Raw genomic sequence first — 20987 nt, 5'->3', positions numbered from 1 at the left:
CGGCGCCCGTGAAGGCGGCGCCGCAAAGGACAACCGATATCCAGCGACTCGTCACCCCGGCACAGGGCGCGGAGCGTCGGCCCACTCGAGCAACTCTTCGAGGGGCAGGGTGTTGACGACGTGCGATGGTTCCAACCCGCGTTCTGCTGCCCTCTCGCAGGCGAAACCTTGCCACGCGAGGTGTCCCGCGGAGTGTGCGTCCGTGTCGATGGCGAACATGCAGCCGGTGTTCAAGGCGAGCTCGATCAGCCGTCCAGGTGGGTCCCGACGCTGGGGACGGGAGTTGATCTCCACCGCTGTGCCGTTCATGCGGCACGCATCGAATACACGCTCGGCGTCGAACTTGGACTCGGGCCGCGTGCCCCGAGGTCCGTCCACCAAGCGTCCCGTGCAATGCCCCAGGATGTCGACGTGCGGGGACTTCACCGCCTGCACCATCCGTTTTGTCAGCGTTGCGCGGTCGTCGTCCAGGTGTGTGTGGACGCTCGCGACCACAATGTCCAAGTCGGCGAGCAGATCGTCGTCCTGATCGAGAGTCCCGTCGTCGAGGATGTTGACCTCGATGCCGGTAAGGACACGGAACGGCGCTAGCTCTGCGTTCAGTTCGGCCACCACGTTCAGCTGAGCGAGCAGTTGCTCCGCGGAGACTCCATTCGAGATGGCGGCGCCGAGCGAGTGGTCGGTCACGGCGCAGTACTCGTGCCCGAGCGACGCCGCACGACGCATCATCTCCTTGACCGAGCACCTACCGTCGGACCAGTCGGAATGGGTGTGCAGGTCGCCACGCAGGGCTTCGAGCAACTCCGCTCCACCGAGCCCGATCGGCTCGGCCGACCCGCGCAAGTAGACCAAGTAACTTGGAACGGAGTCGGTGCACTCGCGAATGATGGCGGCGGATTCGGAGCCTATATGTGGCGGAGGATGACGGTCGCTGCTCATCAGGGCCGCTCGCTGCTCGGCGGTGAGATCGGCGACGGTGTCGGCTGCACGCCGGAATGCCGCGATTCGGTGCGACTCGCCACCCGCACGCTCGAGCCAGAACGCGATTTCTCGTAGCGCTTCCACAGGGTCCACCCCTCCATAGTGCACCTCTATGGGGCCCTGGCTAAGGGTCAGTTTGCTGAACTCATCTTCTATCAGGAAACAGTGCGCGTCTGTACCCACAGCGGCGGGAGACCGCTTGATACCCGGGCAACGTTGCGAGCCGCCATCTCACAGATCCGCTGCCTCGCGGTGTCGCTTCCGCCTGCGACGTGCGGGCTCAGAAGGACATTGTCCATCGAGCGCAGTGGACTGTCGGAGGCGAGCGGTTCACTGTCGAAGACGTCCAGCGCGGCACCACCGAGGTGACCCGAGCTCAAGGCTTCGGTAAGGGCCGTCTCGTCGACGATCGGCCCCCGTGCGACGTTGACGACGATGGAGCCCGGATGCAGCAAGCCGATTTCGCGGCTGCCGATCATGCCTCTCGTCTGCTCGGTCAGCGGCACCGCCACCACTAGGACGTTGGACTCGGCGAGCAGGTCGTCCAATGGCAGATGCCGAGCCGTGGCACCAGGCCGGGCCCGGCGCGCGCTGTAGGCGACAGCGCACCCGAAAGCCTCGAACAAGGCGGCACACCGGCCGCCGATGTCACCGAAACCGAGGATCCCCACCCGCCGATCTCCCAGATCGCGGGAGCCACGTTTCAGGACCGCCCATTGGGGCCAGCCCGGCTCCCGCATCTGGACGTCGGCCCACATCATCGAGCGGCTCACGCTCGCCGCGGCCACCACTGCCCACTCGGCAACCGATGCAGCATTGGCGCCAGGGGTATTAGCCACCGGGACACCGACACGCACCCACGCATCGACGTCGATACAGTTGGTTCCTACGCTCGGCTGCTGGACGAGCCGAAGGTGCGGTGCGATCTCGGCTTCCGCTGCCCCCAAAGCAAGTTCGAAAGTCCAGTCTCCCACCACTACGTCAACACTCGGCAGTAGTTCCCGCACCTCTGCCTGAGTTCGAGACACCGGTAAGACCACATCGCCTCCGGGCACTGCGGCCTGCAAGGCGGCGGTCAGACTGCCTTCCTGATCATCCTTTGCCAGCAGCAGTATCCGCATGTCCAGACCATCCTCTCGCGCATGCAGTTGGCCGCCTTGGGGCCTGGGCCGATCCCATGGTCTGGCTGCTGATTCGGTAGGCTCGGTCAGGCCACACTCCCAGCGTGCCTCGACGCCTGCGCCAGGTACTCCAGACTGGCGGGTTGTACAGCGCCAGCTACGAATGCTGCGACCGGTGACTGCATTCGGAGTCTAACTGAAGCTCGGCACGGGGGACCTCTCTCACAATCACGGCTGGTGCGAACCCGACGAATTGCCGAATCGGGCCACTTAGGGTCACCTCGTTTTCCACCTGTTCACCTGGATGTCCCATTCCCCTCGCCTACGACTTTTATGGTGCCCGAATTGTCCATTTCTTCACTCGGGAGCCAATGTGAGCTTGAAACCTCTTGCACTGTTCGTCAACCACGAGGGCGAGTCTTCTCGCGCCTCGGTCACCTGCCAGTACAAATGTGGTAACGCCTGCTCACACGAGGTCCCGAACGCGTCCGAGGGAGAGTACTTCCGCGACATCGCCCGCACAGCGTTCTCGCGTCGCGGCGTCTTGCGTGGCGCCGGAATGGCGGTGCTCGCCGTCGGCGCCGGAAGCGCTCTGGCCGCGTGCTCGGACGATTCCGGCGACGTCTCGACGACAGCCGGAGGGGGGACTGGCGCCGAGGGAGGAGCGGCACCCGCAGGCACCGACTTCGACGTCGTCGCACCCAACACCCAGGACGCCGTCGTCGTCCCCGCGGGCTACGAACAGGCTGTGGTGATTCGCTGGGGCGACCCGGTTCTACCCGACGCTCCCGTGTTCGACTTCGACAACCAGACCGGGCAGGCGCAGGCACTCCAGTTCGGGTTCAATAACGACTTCGCCGGACTCCTCCCGGTCGAAGGGCAGCCCGACACCTTTCTGCTGGTGGTAAACCACGAGTACACCTCTGAACCGTTCATGTTCGCCGGCTACGACGCCGAGAATCCGACGCTCGATCAGTTCGAGACCGCGATCGCCGCCCACGGTTTGTCGGTGGTGGAGGTGAAGGGTGAACCGGGTTCGGGCAAGCTCGTTCCCGACTTCGGCGCCTACAACCGGCGTATCACCGGCAGCACGGAGTTTCTCGTCACCGGTCCCGCCGCAGGAAGCGAGTTCCTCAGAACATCCGCCGACCCGACCGGCACGTCCGTGCTCGGCACGTTCAACAACTGCGCGGGTGGTGTCACTCCGTGGGGAACGGTGCTGTCGGGGGAAGAGAACTTCAACCAGTACTTCGCCAACGCCGAACTGGTCACCGACCCCGCCGCCGCCGAGCGCCTCAAGCGATACGGCGTGAAAGGTACTGCAACCGAACGTAAGTGGGAGCGGTTCGACAAGAGATTCGATCTGGCACAGGAACCCAACGAGGTCAACCGCTTCGGGTACGTCGTCGAGGTCAACCCGTGGGATGCCACATCGACGCCGGTCAAGCACACCGCGATGGGGCGGTTCAAGCACGAGGCGGCGACCATCTACGTCACCGACGACGGCACCGTCGTTTCCTACAGCGGCGACGACGAGCGATTCGACTACATGTACAAGTTCGTCTCGAGCCGAAAGATGATGAGCGGCAACAGTCAAGCGTCGATGCGTCACAACATGACGCTGCTCGACGCGGGCACCCTCTACGTCGCAAAGCTTTCCGGGAACTCGCCGGACGAGATCGACGGTTCGGGAACGCTACCGCCGACCGGCGCATTCGACGGCACCGGCGAGTGGATCGCTCTGCTCCGCACGGGCGAGGACGGCAAGGGTGAATCGCTCGTCGACGGGATGGGCGCCGAAGAAGTCGCGGTGTTCACCCGGCTGGCCGCCGATAAGGTGGGCGCCACCAAGATGGACCGCCCCGAGGACTTCGAACCGAACCCGAAGACTGGCAAGGTGTACGTCGCACTGACCAACAACACCAAGCGTGGCGTCGACGGTGCCGCGCCCGCGGACGAGGCCAACCCGCGCAACAACAACAAGAACGGCCAGGTCCTCGAACTCACCGACGATCACGCCGGAACCGCCTTCACCTGGAACCTGCTGCTCGTGTGCGGCGACCCGCAGGCCGCCGATACGTACTACGGCGGCTTCGACAAGGACAGCGTCAGCCCCATCTCCTGCCCCGACAACCTGGCCTTCGACACGCACGGCAACCTGTGGGTCTCGACGGATGGCAACGCGCTGAAGTCGAATGACGGGCTGTTCAGTGTCGTTCTCGACGGACCCAACCGCGGCGAGACCAAGCAATTCCTCACCGTACCGAAGGGTGCAGAGACCTGCGGGCCGATCATCGGAGAAGAGCGCGTGACCGTCTGCGTGCAGCACCCGGGTGAACTGGATGGGGCCGACGCCGACAACCCGGCGTCGCACTGGCCCGAGGGCGGCGACGCCCAGCCTCGACCCTCCGTTGTCGCGGTGTGGAAGCCGGGTGCCCGCATCGGCGCGTGAAGTCCGCGCGGTGTGAAGGATTTTTTCTTCCCACCACCTAGCGATGAAGTTTATTGACGCCTCTTGTGGCCCGGCCTACATTGGCGTTCATGGACAGAACACGCCCGCCACGTCGGCTGCCTCGGCGTTCACCGGACGGAGTGAGCCGCGTGCTGGTTTTCGACGTCGGCAAGTCGGGGTGCCGGGCGGCCCTGTTCATCGGCGGTCGACGCGTGAACGAAGTCGAGACTGCCGGCGCTCGGGGTCTCGCGGACCCCGGTGGATTCGAATCCGCACTGGCCGCGATGCGGTCCGCCGCCGACGCCGTCGATGGCGGACCGGTGGACGCAGTCGCGGCTGGGGTGGCCGGATACGCACGGGTCGTCGAAGCGGGCAGAAAATTGGCGGACGCACTGGCCGAACGCCACCACACGTGCCGTGTCGCCGTGGCCAGCGACATGACAACTTCGCATGCCGGTTCCCTCGCCGGGCACCCCGGGGTTGTGCTGGCCGCGGGTACTGGTTCGGTCGCGCTGGCCGTCGCCGAGAACGGGGCCACCGCGTTCGTCGATGGTTGGGGATACCTGCTGGGTGACGACGGAAGTGGCTTCTCCATCGGCCGTCGAGGTTTGCAATCGGCGCTGCGAGCTCACGACGGCCGCGCGGGCTCCGAGGTCCTGCGGGTACTGGCGGAGCGACGATACGGCGACCTCGATCGTCTACCCGAGCTCGTGCACGGCTCTAGCAACCCGCCCTTCATGATTGCCGCATTTGCCCGCGACGTCGTCGCCGCCGCCAAGGACGGGGACGAGTGGTCATCGAAGGTGTGTGCGGAGTCGGGCGCCGAACTGGCCCGCACCGCGGCTGCCGCGGCAATGCGCGCGATGCCCGACGCACAAGAGGTCGAAATCAGCACCACCGGAGGACTATTCGATGCCGGGGAACTCCTGACCGGACCGTTCGCCGCCGAAATGGCCCGGCTGCTGCCGAGTGGTCGAGTGGTCCCACGCGCTGGTGATGCCTGTGACGGTGGCTTCCTGATGGCCACGCGCGACGACTTGCCCCAGGAACCCCTGATCCGCCGATACGAAGGAGCCAGCGCATGACCGACCTCGATCATGAGCTCGCGCAGCTCGCCACCGAGCGCACCCGCCCCGAGCTGTCCGGCCTCGATACCCGCTCTACGCGTGACCTGGTGGCCGCCATTGCCGAGGACGACGCAGGTGTTCCTGCGGCGGTGGCTGCGGCGTCCGACGCCATCACCGCGGCGGTCGACGTTGTCGTCGAACGGCTCGAACGCGGTGGCAGGCTGGTGTACGCGGGTGCCGGAACCCCCGGCAGGCTCGGAGTCTTGGACGCGGCAGAATGTGTGCCCACCTTCGGGACCGAACCCGGCCAAGTGACCGCACTCCTCGCGGGAGGCGTTGACGCAATGACCGCGTCCCGTGAGGGCGCCGAGGATGACCCCGGCGCCGCAGCGGAGGCTCTAGCGGACATCGAGATCGGCGCAGATGACGTGCTCGTCGCGATAACCGCCTCGGGACGGACCCCCTACGCGCTCGGCGCCGCCGAGACCGCACGAGAGTCAGGTGCCGCCACCATCGGCATCAGCAACAATGCCGGCAGCCGGCTCAGTTCCCTCGTCGACGTGGCGATCGAAGTGTGCACCGGCCCGGAGATCATCGCCGGATCGACCCGGATGAAGGCCGGAACGGCGCAGAAGCTGGTGCTCAACACCCTCACGACCGCCAGCATGATCCGGCTGGGCAAGACCTACGACAACTTGATGGTCGACGTCCAGGCGACCAACGACAAACTCCGGTCCCGCGCACAGCGCATTGTCGTGGAGGCTACCGGTGTTTCGCCGGATGTGGCGGCCGATACGCTGGCGGCTGCGGGTGGCCACGTCAAGACAGCGATCGTCGCTCTGCTGGCTGAGATCGACGTAGCCGAGGCTCGAAACCGATTGGCCGCCTGTGCCGGTCGCGTCCGTAACGCAGTAGACGGTGGTTCCGGCGCGGAAACACCGACGTGATCGTTCTCTCCCTCTCCTCCGGAACCTCGGTCGACGCCATCGATGTCGCGGCCGCGGACCTGACGATGACCGGCGGCGAGATTCGGATGACCCCGCTCGGACACCGGGAGGTTCAATACTCGGTTGAGCTTCGCGGCCTGATCCTCGATGCGCTCCCACCCGCAGCCACTACCTTGGAAACGGTGTGCCGCATCGACACCGGGGTGGGACAGGAGTTCGCGGCAGCCGCCTCCTCAGCCGCAGACGACTTGACCGGCGGGCGGGCGGAGTTGGTCGTCTCACACGGACAGACGCTGTTCCACTGGATCGACGACGGGGCGGTTCGGGGCACTCTGCAATTGGGTCAGCCGGCCTGGATCGCCCAGGCCACGGGGCTTCCCGTCGTCTCGGATCTACGGGTCAACGACGTCGCCGCAGGTGGCCACGGGGCTCCCCTGGCCAGTCTGTTCGACGTTCTCCTCCTCGGCGACAGCAGAAAACGATCGGCGGCCCTGAACTTGGGCGGTATCGCGAACGTGACCGTAGTCGGCGCCGACCACGATCCGGTGGCCTTCGATACCGGTCCGGCGAACGCGCTGATCGACGCCGCCGTCAGGAGACTTACCGCAGGGCGCGACCATGTCGATCACGATGGGGCAATCGCGGCCCGTGGGCAGGTGAATTCACGCCTGTTCGCGGCCCTTCTCGATCATCCCTACTACCGGCGGCTCCCGCCGAAGTCGACCGGGAAGGAAGATTTTCACGCCGGATACCTCGCCGAGATGATCGATCGCGCTGGGTGTCAAGACCTCTCGCCGTCAGACCTGCTGGCAACTCTGGTCGAGGTCACCGCCCGAACTGTCGCCGCCGCCCTCACTCCGTATGCGGTAGATCGAGTCTTCGCCTCCGGTGGCGGAACTCGCAATCCGACGCTCATGCGCCGCCTCGAAGACCACCTCGCTCCGGCCCGGCTCACCACCATCGCAGAACTCGGTCTCGATTCCGACGCCAAGGAGGCCTATGTCTTCGCGCTCGTGGGCTTCCTCAGCTGGCACGGAGTGGCAGGCTCGATACCGGCTTGCACGGGCGCAGGTCGGGCCACGGTGGCCGGCCGGATCACGCCGGGTGCCACCAGCCTGCGCCTACCGCCCCCTGTTGCCGATCCTGTCCACACACTGCGAATCGTCCACCCCATTCTGACGAAACTTCCAGCCACATAATAAGTTTGGAGCCCCCGTGCAGCCCTTCGACCTGGTCGTCATCGTGGCCTATATGGCAGGCTCTGCCTGGATCGGTCTCAAACTGTCCGGGAAACAGAAGAACCTCCGGGGATACTTCCTGGGCAATCGCGACCTTCCGTGGTGGGCGGTGTGCCTGTCGATCGTGGCCACCGAAACCAGCGCATTGACAGTCATCAGTGTTCCCACCGTCGCCTACCTGGGCAACGTCACCTTCATCCAGGTGACCCTCGGATACCTCATCGGCCGAATCGTGGTGGCCTTCGTCCTGCTGCCGCGCTACTACCGGGGCGAGATGACGACCGCGTACGCCTACCTCGGGCTCCGCTTCGGGCGGGGGATGCAAAGCACCGCCTCGGTCGCGTTCCTTTTTACCCGGTTGCTCGCGGACGGTGTCCGATTGTTCGCCGCGGCCATCCCGATGAAGGTCATCCTCGACGCCTACGGGGTGCAATTGTCGTTCTTCGCGATCATCGCGATCCTCGGACTCGTCACTATCGGCTACACCTTGATCGGAGGAATCCGGGCAGTGGTCTGGGTCGATGTGCTGCAGATGGCGCTGTATGTGGTGGGCGGCGCCATCGCCCTGGTGTTCATCAGCCGTAGCGTCGACGTCAACTTCCTGACCGCCGCAGCCGATGCAGGCAAGACACAGATACTCGACTTCACGTCCAACCCGATCTCGGCGCCCTACGCGTTCGTCACCGCGGTCATCGGCGGCGCCCTGCTCTCGACCGCCTCCCACGGTGTCGATCAGATCATCGTGCAACGATTGCTGACCTGCCGGACGCTACGCGACGCGCAGCGGGCGGTTATCGGCAGCGCGGTCGTGGTCTTCCTTCAGTTCGCGCTGTTCCTGACCGTGGGTCTAGGGCTGTGGAGTTACTACCAGGGCCGCACACCCGAACAGATGGGGCTCAGTACCGGTGACGAGATCTTCCCGACCTTCATCGTCGAGGGACTGCCCGCCGGAATCTCGGGACTGCTGCTCGCCGGAATCATGGCCTCCGCGATGAGCACACTGTCCTCGTCGCTGTCGGCGCTGTCGTCCTCGACGATGGCCGACCTGTACGAAAAGTTCACTCACCGAACACTTTCCGATACCGAGGGGCTGCGCCTGGGTCGCCTCTTCACCCTGGGCTGGGGATTGGTCTTTATCGGCGCCGCCGCCCTGTTCACCGGAACCGACAATCCGGTGGTCGAACTCGGGCTGTCTGTCGCCGGCCTGACCTACGGCGGCCTGCTCGGCGCGTTCTTCCTGGGATTGTGGGTGCGCAAGGCGCGCCAAGTCGACGCCATCATCGCCTTCGCGGTCGCGGTTGTCACGATGACTTATCTGTTCGTCTTCCATCAGACCCTCGTCGGATTCACCTGGTACACGGCAATCGGAGTCGTGATCACCATGGGGCTCGGATACCTGCTGTCCTGGCGGCATCCCACCGAGTCACCACAGGCCATCCTGAACGTCGCCGAAACGGAGTCCGTCGTCGGGGACGACGTCGCACCCTGAAGCGCGCACGGGCAGGGTTCGGTCGGCTGTTCGACGAGTCCGTGTAATCACTTCAGCGGTAGCCACTCACGCCCCGCGTCGATGTTGTACTTTCTGATGTGGGGCGGGGGCACGGCACAGGGTGTGCCCGCGGCATTTCCGCGACGCGCGGCAAGTCTCGAGGTTCAGGGGAGGATTTCAGGTGACGAGTTCGAAGGTTGGGCGCGCTCGCGCTCTTGCGGCGGCGGTTCTGGCTGCCGCATCGCTGGTTGTTGTGCCTGCTACGGCACTAGCCGAGAACGGTACAGCGACCGTACAAAAAGGGTCTGTAGGCTACCTGGCGAAATTCACCCAGAATTCCGATCGCAAAGTCACCATCTCGGTGTATTCGCCGTCGATGGACCGCAACATTCCCCTCGAGGTCATCCTGCCTGCGGACATGAGTCAGCCGAGGCCGACGCTGTATCTCCTCAACGGTGCCGGCGGAGGCGAGGACTCCGCCACGTGGCAGCGCAGGTCCGACGTGGCGGACTTCTTCATGGACAAGAACGTCAATGTCGTGACTCCACTCGAGGGCGCCTTCAGCTACTACACCGACTGGGAGAAGGACGACCCGAAGCTCGGCCGCCAGAAGTGGCAGACCTTCCTGCTCGAGGAACTCCCGCCCGTCATCGACACAACGTTCGGCACCAACGGAATTCAGTCCATTGCCGCGATCTCGATGACCGCGACCTCGGTACTCAACCTCGCAATCGCCAAGCCTGGCTTCTACGAGAGCGTCGGCTCCTACAGTGGCTGCGCCGAGACCAGCACCTGGCCGGGCCAGAACGCGATCCGTACGGTCCTAGCCCTGCGGGGTGGTGCCGATGTCACCAACATGTGGGGTCCACTCGATGGCCCGGGGTGGGTGGCGAACGACCCGGTCGTCAATGCTGAAAAGCTGCGCGGCACAGAGCTTTACATCAGTACGGGCTCGGGGCTACCCGGCCCCCATGACAGGCTGGACGGTCCCGGGATCAATGGACAGGTCGACACACTTGCCGAGCAGATCATCGTCGGTGGCGTCATCGAAGCGGCGACGAACTACTGCACCCACAATCTCGCCAACCGTCTCGCTCAGTTGAACATCCCCGCTACATTCGACTTCCGGCCCGGTGGTACTCATTCGTGGGGCTACTGGCAGGACGACCTGCACAACTCCTGGCCGATGATCGCGCGGTCGATGGGAATCTGAACCACCGAAAGTCCGCGTTTCGTTGGCTACTCCACTCCGGACCAACGGTCTCACGAGTGCCGCGTCAGAGTGGCCACGCTGGTACCGCCGATTCGGGCCGCGTCTGCTCATACCAATGCGCCGCCTTCAACACTTGCGCGTCGTCGAATCGTCGCCCGGCGATTTGCAGTCCGACCGGCCTTCCGTCTGCGGTGAAACCACAATTGATCGACGCGGCAGGCTGCTCGGAGAGGTTGTACGGCACCGCATATGCGACGTGATGGAGAGCGGTCTCCGGGGAGTTTGTCGGCATCGGCCACTCGGCAGGGAATGCGGCGACCGCCGAAACCGGGGACAATACAAGATCATACGGCGACGTGCGAATAATCGTGTCACGGCGTAGGGACCAGATCGTCTGCAAGTTCCGCATCGTTTCCACGCCACTCGTGCGTTCCGCACCGCGGGCCCATTCCCTGACGAAGGGGAGCAACTTCGCCTGACGGTCCTCATCCAGCGCAACTATGTCCGCTAGCGAGCGCGTACGCAGGAACATATCCAAGCCGTCGAGGTAGTCGGGCGTCATCGGCGGAGCAATTTCGGTGACGTCGGCACCAGCTGCCTCGAAATGCGCCACAGCGCGTCCCACCAGGGCTGCGACCTCGGGGTCGGTTGGGATTCCAGCCCCGGCGTCGAGGTGGAAGGCGACTTTCGACCCGCGAACCATGTCTTCGGGCACCGGTTTCACCAGGGAATGCCAGTCAACTGGGTCGACCGTCAAGCTGCTGCAGTCACGCACATCCGGGCGCGATACCTCCGAAAGAAGAAGAGCCGCATCGGCAACGGTACGCGTGAGGGGCCCTACGACCCGGCCCATGTAGGGAGGGTCGACCGGCACACGTCCGAAGGTCGGCTTGAGCGAGAAGAGTCCGAGCCACGTAGCCGGCAGTCGAACCGACCCAGCGATGTCGGAACCCAAGTGGAATGGTCCGACCCCCGCAGTCGCGGCGGCACCCGCACCGCCGCTCGAGCCGCCCACGGTCCACTCAGGGTTCCAGGGACTGCGAGTGACACCGTGGAGGGATGACACCCCGGAGGACAGCATGCCCAGGTCCGGCATGACCGTCAGTCCGATGATCGGAGCGCCAGCCTCCCTCAGCCTCGCTGCGGCGGGACCGTCTGATGACTCGCGTGGGGCGTCGGCGCAGGCCGCACTGCCGGAAGGCCTACGGAATCCGGCGACGGCGATGTTCTCTTTTACAGTGGCCGGTACACCGTCGAGGAGACCGATTTCTTCATCTGCGAGCCAACGCTTTTCGCTTTCTTTGGCAGAGCGAGAGGCCCCCTTGTGGTCGATTTCGTAGAAACAGTTGAGGTCTTGTTGCACCTCTTCGGCTCGATCGAGAACCGCTTGCGTGACGTCCACGGGCGAGAGTTGTCGCCCTCTATACAGGGCGGGAAGTTCGAGTGCGGGGATAGCGGCAATCTCCGCTGCGGTAGACACGTCCATTCCAGATGCTCCTGTGATGTGTTTGGGAACTTCGTAGCTCGCTCACCGCCCACGATCCCGTTCTCGGATCATTGCTTTCGCGCTCGGCTGGCCGCGAGGGCGTCATGGGTAGCCGCGACGGCACGGACGGTGCTGTCATAGGTTCGTTGCGCGACTACGACGAAGAGGCAGTCGACCGCCATGAGGTGACTGATCCGGCTCGACAGCGCGGCCGGGCGGAAGATGTCGTCGCGGCCGGCCGCATACACGACGTGGTCTGCGTGGGTGGTGAGTGTGGAGCTGTCGACACTGGTCAAGGCGACGGTGACGGCGCCGCTCTGGTGCGCCTGACGCAGAAAGGCGAGGGTTTCGCCGGTTTCCCCGGAATGCGAGATGCCGATGGCCACGTCGTGTTTTGTCAGCAGGACGGCCTCGGTGACAGCGAGATGATTGTCAGCGGGGGCATGACTGATCAACCCGATGCGCATGAGCTTCTGTTGGAGATCAGCGGCGATCAGCGAGGACGCTCCCGCCCCGTAGATTGCGATCTTGCGTGCCGCCACGATCGCCTCAGCAATGCGGTCGAGTACTTCTGCATCGAGATGCGCGGCGGTTTCGCGCAGGGCTCGTTGCTCGGCTCCCGAGATCTTGTCGATCACCTCACGCGCCGAGTCGGTTGCCGTGATGTCTCCGGTGATCTGGTGTTCCTGGCGCCGCTGCCCCGCCGCAGTGGCCAACGCGAACCTCATATCCGGATAGCCGCGGAAGCCCAATGTTCGCGCGGTACGAACAATCGTCGCCTCACTCGTTCCCACCACCCGCACGAGTTCCTGGAGCGTGGAGCGCGATACCAGCACGGGGTCGTCGAGGATCAACTGCGCGACTCTCGCCGAGGCCGGAGGGAGGGAAGGGAGAAGCACCCGCACTCGTGCAACGAGTGCGTCGGGATCTCTGTCCTGGGAGTAGTCGCCGCTATGAACCTGCGAGTCACTCACAACTTCTCCTGAAGAAGGCATTTTTCTTCTCGAGTATCTTCGAGGAAGATTCTTGACACCATCGCGTGATGTAGCTTACATCGGCTGTCGATGGGCGATCGGAGAAGTGGGCGACTCTAGGAATTGATGCCGCGCATCGCCATGATCTTGAGCGCGAGGGAGAGATCGAGTCGCAACCCCGGGTTCTCGGTGAACGACCCGAGCATCTTCTCGAGTTTCGTCACCCGGTATCGCAGCGTGTTGTAGTGAAAGTGCAGTTGGCGCGCGGTCTCTGCGATATTGATGTTGGTGGCGAGGAGCACTTCGAGGGTGCGTCGCATGTCCCGCGCCTCGGCGGTGTCCTCGGTGAGCTCGCGTAGGGTTTCCTGGGCGAAGGACTCGAGTTCGCGCTCGTCCTCGACAAGGCTGAGCAGCCGGCAGACGCCCAAGTCATCGAAGTGCGTCACCGCACGGACGCCGGAGAGTTGCCGCCCGACCTTCAGTGCCGTTCTGGCCTGGCTGTACATCGCGGGAATGCCGTCCACCGTCGTTGTCGCACGGGATACGCCGACCCCGAACGAGCATCGCCCACCGCCGTCGCCTCGCACGTAGTCGACGATCTCGCGCACGACGTTCATCGTGTCGGCGCCGTCTCCCATGAGGATCACGGTCTCCGTGGCCAAGGCGGTGACGGCGGCACCGGGATCGCGCTCGGCAACGGCTCCGGCGAACGCTCGCGCCTGTCTCTCGACCAATGGCATCCGGGCAGGCATCGGCGACGCCTCCTCGACCACCGGATCCGGTTCGATCACGAGGACGACCAGCGGCCGGTCCAGATCCCAGCCGAACGTCCGGGCGTGCGCCACCACATGCTCATGCTCGCCACCGCGGCCGCGCAGCAGGTCACGGACGAAGTTGGCCTGGTGCTTCTCCTCCACCGACGACACGACCAGTTCCCTGGCAACGACCAGTGCACACACTGTGGCCGCCTGTTCGACGATGTAGAGATCCTCGCTGCTCAACGTCCGTTCGGTGCTGTAGAGGACCAACCGGCCGTGATCGATCCCGTTGGCCGAAATTGTCGAGACCACGACAAACTCGTCACCTCGGCTGCGCAGACCGAGACCGCCGTCGATGGAGTCGGTGCGCAGACGCCCGGTGGAGTCGAGTGCCGGACTCGCCGCCAGACGTCGCAGCTCGGACTCGTCTCCAGCACGGCTGAGTTGGCGTCCGTCAGGGGTCGTGATCAGCACCGCGCCGGACATCTCACGGGCCATCCAGGAGGCGAGTTCATCGTGGCCGCCCCCGGCCATGACCAGATCGACGAGCACCTTCCGCAGGCGGTCGGCCGTGAACATCGCATCGACCTGAAGGTCCCACATCTCCGCCAGACCGCCGGACAACGCGTGCCCGGCAGGAAACAGGTCGTCGACCACGACGACCGGGAACCCCAGATCGGCGGCCGCTTCGATCATTCCGTCCGGCAGCGGTGCGACGGCGTCGTCGAGCCGCACCGCGAGCCCGGCCACCGAGCGCAGATCAAGGCGAGAAAGGAAGACCTCAATCGGCTCGACGAGCCTGCTCAGGACAGATGTCGAGGTGACAAGCAGCTGGCCTGCGCGCAACCACGGTGCGATATCGGGCACAGCCATCACGCCAACAGACGACACGTCACGTGCTGCTTCGACATCGCCCGCCACCGCTTCTGGCGAGAGCAGCAAGCCGGAGGCCATGATCTCGGCGAACCGTACCGGCGAGAAGTCGAGGTTCGGTTCCGCCTCGGTGCGGGTCGACGCCTGCCACAAGGCAGTTGATCGATCGATGCTTTCCGCCGTCACCGCGCTACCCCTCATGTCGCCGAAATATTCCCGCGTCGTCGCGTGCGGTTACCCTAGGTGCCCATACCAATGCGGTCAAACGCTACTGACGCCGCGGGCAACCCACATCCACTTTCGGCTCCGAGATGTTCGAGGCGATCTAGCTTCCGAACGGCGGTGCGCTATTTGAATATCGAGCGAAATCACCCTGCGCGCCGCTGTAGACGTTGAGGTCGACGTTGCCATTCACTCCGGGGATGCGGCCGGTGCTCGTGTACTGCCAGAATGTCCAGTCTCTCCAACCGCCAGGCAGCGGTCCCGGCGCATTCTGACCGTTGTAATCTGCGATCCACAAAGGGTAATCGGTGAACTCATTGGTGTTCGCCATCGCCGTGCGCCAGAAGTACGGATACGTGTAGATGATCGGCTGACGTCCCGTGAGAGTCCGGACCGTGTTCAAGTAGCGGTGCGTCCAATTGATCAGCGCGGCAGGCGAAAGCCCGTTCGACACCTCGAGATCGAGGACGGGCGGCAGGTCGCGGGGGCCGTTGAGCCCCAGCACGACCGTGGAGAAGAAGGCGGCCTGCAACTCGGGCGAGAGACTCGGATCGGCATAGTGATAGGCGCTGCGCGACATTCCGGCCAACCGCATCGAGATGGAGTCCTGGACGAAGTACGGATTGACGTAGTCGAGACCCTCTGTGGCCTTGACCATCGCGAACTCGTGGCCGGAACTGCGCACTGCGAACCAGTTGATCGACGAGCCTCCTGGATGCTGCCAAGAGGCCACGTCAGGGCCCCTGACCGGTTCAGCAGAGGCGATTCCTGGCGCCGCCACCACGACAGTCGCGACCAGCAGTAGAGGCACGATCTTGAAGAATCTTCGGACCCTCATCACGATTGCCATTAGCCGAGGGTATAGGCTAACGGGTTCTGCGCACTTGCAAATTGCGGACCGAATGCCCGGGAGTCCTCGAGAGCACGGAGGCTTCGGCCGATGCCGGCTTCGGAATGAAAAACGAGACCGCGAGCGCCAGCGCTGTAAACGCCGCCCCGAGCAAGATGCCCCCGCTGTAGCCGGCTGTACTGGTCGAGCCGTCGGAATTGGGTGCAAGCGCGACTTGGAGTGCAGGCAGCGCCGCGAAGCTCAGGCCTGCACCAAGGTTGAAGGCCCCGGCATTCAACCCGGGCAGGATGCCGGGATGCTCTGCGGGCGAGAGGACGATGCCGAGTCCATTGAGCATGATGTTGGCGATGCCGGCGTAGGTGATACCGACAAGAACCGTCATTACAACGAGCACCGGCAGAGAATGCACGCCCACCAGGGCCATGAGCACGATCGCGATGATGCTGCCGACCAGCCCGATGCGAAGGACGAGTCGGTAGCCGAACACCGGCGCGAGCCGTCCGGCGAAGGGACCGACCAGCCACCCGATGAGGGCATAAGGCGCCAGGAAGAGAACAGATGCGAGGTCCGCGTTCATTCCGAAGCCCGCGTCGTGATTCTGCGCGATCGAAACGACCAGACCGTTCACTACCGAAAAGACCCCCGTCAATGTCAACAAGGTAGTGAGCAGGAGCGCCCACGCCTCGCGACGGCGAAGAAACTGGGTCGGCACAAGCGGCTCCGTGACCTTCTGCTCCAGAACCAAGAACACACCGAACGAGATGACCGACACCACGAGCCCCATGCCGACGAGCTCCCAGTTCGCTCCGGCCAGCTTGCCTGCTTCGTTGATTGCCACAAGGAGCGTGCCGACAGACAAGACGAGCGCCAACACCCCCCACCAGTCCATCCGGACACTCGAAGACGGGCGCGACTCGACACCCCATACTGCGATGAAGACGATGGCGGCGGCGGTCACGACGGCCATAACCCAGAAAACCGACCGAAATCCGAAGGACGTGGCGAGGGCGCCGCCTGCGATCGCATCGACGCCCGCAATGCCGCCGTTGACCGCGGTGAGCAACCCGAGGGCGGCGCCGTACCGTCGCGGGTCGGCAATCTCGGAGCGAAGCATGAGGAGACAGATCGGAATGACCGGTCCGCTGACACCCGCAATGATGCGCCCAGCGAACAGCATGCCGACATTCACCGCAAGTGCGGCCACGACGCTGCCGACGAGCATCACGACCAGCATCCCAGTGAGAACTCGGCGCCGACCGATGATGTCGGAGAGCCTCGGGAGGAACAGGGAGAAGAGCGCAGCAAACGTGAAGAACAGCGTCTGCGAGAGGCCGATGGTCGCCTCGTCTGTGCCGAGTTCCCTCGACATGGTGACGAGCACCGGACCGAGCATGCTGGCGTTGAGTTGAAACGCGACGCAAGCGGCAAGCAGCGCTGCAGTAAGAGCGCCGATGCGCGCGGCGCGGGTTGGTGCGCGATCGGCACCACCCGCTGCGCCGAACTTCGTCATTCGGTCGCCGTCATTCAGGAACTCGTAAGCGAGAGATCGGCCATTGTTGCCACGTCCTCGAGGTGCTGATCGGACCAGCCGCGACTGTAGCGCTCTCTCGAATGAGGCAACAGGGTCCATCGTGCCTCAATCGCCAATACAGCTCGAGCTCTCGTTCGTCCACCATCGGACCACGGCGATCTCGCCGTGGTCATGGACTAGTCGGTCACCGCTCTGCGACCCACCCGATTCGCGAGGTGTCCAAGAAATCAAAAAGCCCTTCACCGAGCACGACGTACTCGCCGAACTGTCCGGGGTCCTCGAAGCACACCAGACCGGAGGTGGGGGAACCGCCGGCGGCTATCTCGCCGAACTCGAGCTCTTCCGCTCCGGAAACAAATGAGGAAGTACGACTGAACCCTTCGGGGTCCTGCAAGTGGAAGTTATGGCTACTCGGCACCCGTGCGGACTTGTCGCTTCCATTGACCAACGTCACCCTGGTGCAGAGAAATAGCTCGCTGTCCGCATAGTCAGCAGTGCGATTCTCGAGCGGACCGGCGGTGATAGCAACGCCGCCACGGGTGACGGTGGCACCGATCGGAACACCGGTATCGTCCGCTTGTTTTCCGATGAATTCGACATCGGAGGGTGCAGGCGCACCATCTTGGGTGACCTGAGTGCGGTTACCGAAGAAACTGAAATCCTCAATGACGAACAGATACAACAGGATTGCGAATACTGCGGTGAGTCCTAGGGTCGCATACAGGCCTTTACGGCTGTCCCGTTCCGGTTCCGGGCTCTCGCCGTACTCGTAGCCGTACGACGAATGGCGCTGTGGGGAGTCGGGGTTCGGAGACGTCATGGTAGGTCCTCATATTGCTGGTGACGCGGGCGAAGATTCAGAGGTGCTCGGGGAAGTACGGGGCGAGGGTATTGACAACTTTCATTGCCTGATCGCATGCAGCTGCGGGGGTGGTGAAGGTTTCGTTGGACCCGTAGCCGACCTGAAAGTCGAGCACGCCCGGCGTGATCTCGACCGAAACAAGGCAGGAGCGGGTATCGGGAAAGTCCTGAACCAGTGTTCGGCGCCCCGCAACGCGGACCTCATCGAGAGTGACGAAACGGTCGCTGGTCTCGAGGGTTCCTATCGTTCTGTCGGTTGCCGAGATCGTGACGCCACCTCCCGGTTCGTGGGAGAGGTAGATACAGCCCAGCGATTTCGGATCTTCAAGATCAAGGGGGATCGGTGGACGCACATCGAGTTTTGCCTTGCGAATCGCCTCGGCAGGCAGCCCATCGCAGGGGTGATAGGTGACCTCGGTAGCCGCCGGAACTTCTACCTCGGTCGGTTCGCCACCGACAGAACCGCTACACGCGGTCCCTGCGCCGACAGTCAAAAGCGCGAAAGCCGCACCGAATCGCCCCGAAGTGATGGTCACTGGTCGATTCCTATTCCCTCGAGATTGCCAATCATGGTCGCCTCTTGTTTGTTGTAGGCGTCGAGCACGCGTTGCAGCATCGCCTTCATCTCGAGTGCGTAGTTCCGATGTGCGGCAAAAAGACCTACCGCAGTATTGGCGTCATCAATCCCGTTGCCGCCGATTGCCTTCGAACGAAACTTCTGAGCAAGCTGCTGAGCCGAGTGCAGATTGGGGTACTTCTCACCGAGCCCGAACTCATCGGCCCCAAGTTCCCTGCGAGCACTCTTTTCGAGAATCTCCATGTCCTCCGCCAACTTGTCGCACGCCTTCATGAGTCGCTCGATGGCGTCCGGCTGAAGTTCCAGGCGCTCGCCGGTGGAAAGGATGTGCTCGGTGAATGCCGCTGCACCCGCCGATGCTCCTGGCGGTTCAGACATGTGTTGCCACCTCCTGTCGAACGATCTACTTCCTGCCCGGCCCTGCGCCTCGGTGAAGCTACTCGAACGCAGTTCGCAACAGCCGGTCGAGGCCGCCTACGAGCTGTTCCGGTGTGCACGGATGAACAGTTCTCGGGTCGTGCGAGCGGACCACATACCTTCCGTCGCCCGCGACATCGAACCATCGGACATATCCGACGTCGCGGCCGGGGCCGAATCGCGGCCCACGGTGCACCCGGATGGTGCCGTCGCCTGCCCGGGCCGTGGGCGGCACTCTCTCGAAACGGGGCAACGACGAACCGCCGCTCGCGGGTTGAAGGACAGACCCGCGGTACCCCACTTCTTCCGCGCTCCCGAGGAGTTGAAAGGTTCTGCGGCCACCCGAGTTCTGTGGCATCTGGCCGACGATCTGCGCGGCAAGTCGCCCCGAGCGACCACAGCCGATCAACACATCCCCACCGATATTGACTCGAGGACCGGGCTGCTGCACAGCGACCACCGCCGACTGTTGCCGTTGGCATCCGATGATTCGGACCGGTGCCTCGTCGGCATCCACGCCGGAGATCTCGACGTACGCCTCAGGCTCGGCCAAGACCTGCAAAACTATTTTCAACTCAGCATTCTCGGGTCCAGTGAACTCGGCGCGAATGCGGTCTTGTTCGGCGCGATACGCGCCGTAGGTGGGAATAGAACTTACAACGTCGAACGGGTGGGGAACTCGATCCTGGCCCGTTCCCTCCCAGAGTGCACCGAACTGCTCGGAGCGCAATGTCCAGTTCTTCAAGGGTCATCCACCGATCACAGGAGGCGCGACAGGCGGCAACTTGCCGATCAGTTCATTGCCGTTGTCGACGTTGATGAGGTAGTCGGGCGTCTGATGCTCTTTGTCGTCGCCGCCCTGTGCGCGGGCCGCGCCGATACCGCCCATTCCCACGGCCCCCATCCCTCGGGCGCCGCCTGATGCGGCTGCGCCGCCACGGACAGAAGGTGCGCTGCCCGCAGCAGTTGCGGCTCCAGGATTCGCCGGGGTACCGAATCCGCTCGTCCGTTGCGCGGCACCCTGCCCATAGCCACTACTGCCGTATCCGCCACCACCGGACCCCGGACTGTAGCCGCCGGCAGCACCGGAACCGGCCCGCGAACCTGCCGCCGCCTCGCCGGGATTCTGCATCCATGACCGCGGCTGACCTGATTCGCCACCCGGCCCTGTGCCTGCCGAAGCCGGCAAAGTCGATGCAGGTGTTGTGGAGGTCGGTGCGGCGTTGGTGGGACTCGAGTTCTCTGGAACGCTCTCCGTGCCACCGTCGGATTGCTCCGAAGAATCCGTCTCCGAAGTGGCGTCGATCGGGGAAGCCTCGGGAGACCCGTCGCTCTGCGCCTGTGGTCGCCCGGGGTCCGGCTCGGGCGCGCTGCCCAACGGCGGCGGTGGATCGAACGAGGGCACTCGCGAGTCGGTGTGCTGGTACGCGGGCGGATACAGCGTTTGCATGTCAACCCGTGCCTGAGCCTCAAGCGCGGCATCGGCGGCACTCCTCGAGTTCCCCGACCACGCCATCGCCTCGTACTGCTCCACACTGGCACGTTGCGCGGGCGCGCCAATCTTGCCCTTCAGGGTGGCCACCGCGTCGATCGCGCTGAACAGAGAAGTGGCGACGCCGCCGAGTTGTAGCGCGACATTCAAGCGCGTGTTCGAGTATTCCTCGACTCGGCTGCGCACCGCCTCCGCGGCTCTGCCGGACCAATTCTCCGGAATCTCCTGGCGGAATGCCGCATCGAAGGCATTCATCGCCCCGACGGCGTCCGAGCTGTACTTCGACCACGTGTTGGCGATCTGCGCCGTCGTACGGGTATCCATCGCGTCGAGGGCAGCCTTGATCGCTGCATGGTCCCATGCTTCCGACATGAAATTCTCGACATCAGTAATGGATGCCGGATCGAACGCAGCCATTTGTCCCCCCAAGAAAATAGT

At 64.1% G+C, this 20987-nt stretch carries 18 protein-coding genes; 6 read left to right on the top strand and 12 right to left on the bottom strand.

What is annotated here, in order from left to right; genetic code table 11:
• Positions 1-51 precede the first annotated feature (51 nt).
• Both BFN03_RS18625 and BFN03_RS18620 read right to left on the bottom strand, forming a co-directional pair.
• Positions 52-1074, bottom strand: a complete 1023-nt coding sequence (locus tag BFN03_RS18625) for a PHP domain-containing protein (protein ID WP_070381077.1) — start codon at positions 1072-1074, stop codon at positions 52-54.
• 62 nt (positions 1075-1136) lie between these two features.
• Positions 1137-2102 carry an NAD(P)-dependent oxidoreductase gene (locus BFN03_RS18620; RefSeq protein ID WP_070380254.1) on the bottom strand — a complete coding sequence of 322 codons (966 nt, stop codon included), beginning with the start codon at positions 2100-2102 and terminating at the stop codon, positions 1137-1139.
• Positions 2103-2475: 373 nt separating this feature from the next.
• On the opposite strand from BFN03_RS18620, the gene BFN03_RS18615 reads away from it, so the two are divergent.
• From BFN03_RS18615 to BFN03_RS18590, 6 genes are all read left to right on the top strand, one after another.
• A complete protein-coding gene (locus BFN03_RS18615; RefSeq protein ID WP_070380253.1) occupies positions 2476-4554 on the top strand; it encodes a PhoX family protein in 2079 nt (692 codons plus the stop codon).
• An 89-nt stretch (positions 4555-4643) separates the two neighbouring features.
• The gene (locus BFN03_RS18610; protein ID WP_084385691.1) at positions 4644-5639 is read left to right on the top strand and encodes an N-acetylglucosamine kinase; all 996 of its coding nucleotides are present in this window, start codon (positions 4644-4646) and stop codon (positions 5637-5639) included.
• Complete coding sequence (gene murQ, locus BFN03_RS18605; RefSeq protein ID WP_070380251.1) at positions 5636-6568, top strand: N-acetylmuramic acid 6-phosphate etherase; 933 nt, start codon at positions 5636-5638, stop codon at positions 6566-6568. The genes BFN03_RS18610 and murQ overlap by 4 nt, the downstream gene beginning before the upstream one ends.
• Positions 6565-7767 carry an anhydro-N-acetylmuramic acid kinase gene (locus tag BFN03_RS18600; protein WP_070380250.1) on the top strand — a complete coding sequence of 401 codons (1203 nt, stop codon included), beginning with the start codon at positions 6565-6567 and terminating at the stop codon, positions 7765-7767. The genes murQ and BFN03_RS18600 overlap by 4 nt, the downstream gene beginning before the upstream one ends.
• Before the next feature lie 16 nt (positions 7768-7783).
• The gene (locus tag BFN03_RS18595; RefSeq protein WP_070380249.1) at positions 7784-9295 is read left to right on the top strand and encodes a sodium:solute symporter; all 1512 of its coding nucleotides are present in this window, start codon (positions 7784-7786) and stop codon (positions 9293-9295) included.
• A gap of 229 nt (positions 9296-9524) precedes the next feature.
• A complete protein-coding gene (locus tag BFN03_RS18590) occupies positions 9525-10508 on the top strand; it encodes an alpha/beta hydrolase (protein ID WP_442971893.1) in 984 nt (327 codons plus the stop codon).
• Between the two features lie 64 nt (positions 10509-10572).
• Here the strand turns inward: BFN03_RS18590 and BFN03_RS18585 are convergent, their stop codons facing one another.
• From BFN03_RS18585 to BFN03_RS18540, 10 genes are all read right to left on the bottom strand, one after another.
• On the bottom strand, positions 10573-11994 hold the full coding sequence (locus BFN03_RS18585) for an amidase (protein WP_070380247.1): 1422 nt from the start codon (positions 11992-11994) through the stop codon (positions 10573-10575).
• Between the two features lie 68 nt (positions 11995-12062).
• Positions 12063-12968: a MurR/RpiR family transcriptional regulator gene (locus BFN03_RS18580; protein WP_070380246.1), complete on the bottom strand. Its 906-nt coding sequence runs from the start codon at positions 12966-12968 to the stop codon at positions 12063-12065.
• A 116-nt stretch (positions 12969-13084) separates the two neighbouring features.
• Positions 13085-14680 carry a helix-turn-helix domain-containing protein gene (locus BFN03_RS18575; RefSeq protein WP_070381076.1) on the bottom strand — a complete coding sequence of 532 codons (1596 nt, stop codon included), beginning with the start codon at positions 14678-14680 and terminating at the stop codon, positions 13085-13087.
• A gap of 244 nt (positions 14681-14924) precedes the next feature.
• Positions 14925-15671, bottom strand: coding sequence for a glycoside hydrolase family 25 protein (locus BFN03_RS18570; RefSeq protein ID WP_070380245.1), 747 nt, complete (start codon positions 15669-15671; stop codon positions 14925-14927).
• A gap of 16 nt (positions 15672-15687) precedes the next feature.
• Positions 15688-17181: a uridine transporter UriT gene (gene uriT / locus BFN03_RS18565; protein ID WP_070381075.1), complete on the bottom strand. Its 1494-nt coding sequence runs from the start codon at positions 17179-17181 to the stop codon at positions 15688-15690.
• Positions 17182-17386: 205 nt separating this feature from the next.
• Complete coding sequence (locus BFN03_RS18560) at positions 17387-18022, bottom strand: DUF4352 domain-containing protein (protein WP_070380244.1); 636 nt, start codon at positions 18020-18022, stop codon at positions 17387-17389.
• A 37-nt stretch (positions 18023-18059) separates the two neighbouring features.
• Positions 18060-18599: a DUF3558 family protein gene (locus tag BFN03_RS18555; RefSeq protein WP_070380243.1), complete on the bottom strand. Its 540-nt coding sequence runs from the start codon at positions 18597-18599 to the stop codon at positions 18060-18062.
• The gene (locus tag BFN03_RS18550; RefSeq protein WP_070380242.1) at positions 18596-19018 is read right to left on the bottom strand and encodes a hypothetical protein; all 423 of its coding nucleotides are present in this window, start codon (positions 19016-19018) and stop codon (positions 18596-18598) included. Before BFN03_RS18550 ends, BFN03_RS18555 begins: the two co-directional genes overlap by 4 nt.
• Positions 19019-19076: 58 nt before the next feature.
• The gene (locus BFN03_RS18545) at positions 19077-19802 is read right to left on the bottom strand and encodes an ESX secretion-associated protein EspG (RefSeq protein ID WP_070380241.1); all 726 of its coding nucleotides are present in this window, start codon (positions 19800-19802) and stop codon (positions 19077-19079) included.
• 3 nt (positions 19803-19805) lie between these two features.
• Complete coding sequence (locus BFN03_RS18540; protein WP_070380240.1) at positions 19806-20966, bottom strand: hypothetical protein; 1161 nt, start codon at positions 20964-20966, stop codon at positions 19806-19808.
• Between the last annotated feature and the right edge of the window lie 21 nt (positions 20967-20987).

Source organism: Rhodococcus sp. WMMA185 (genome assembly GCF_001767395.1).
Classification (GTDB): Bacteria; Actinomycetota; Actinomycetes; order Mycobacteriales; family Mycobacteriaceae; genus Rhodococcus_F.
Note: the sequence above shows the minus strand (reverse complement) of the source record. Positions and strands in the feature narration are given on the sequence as shown.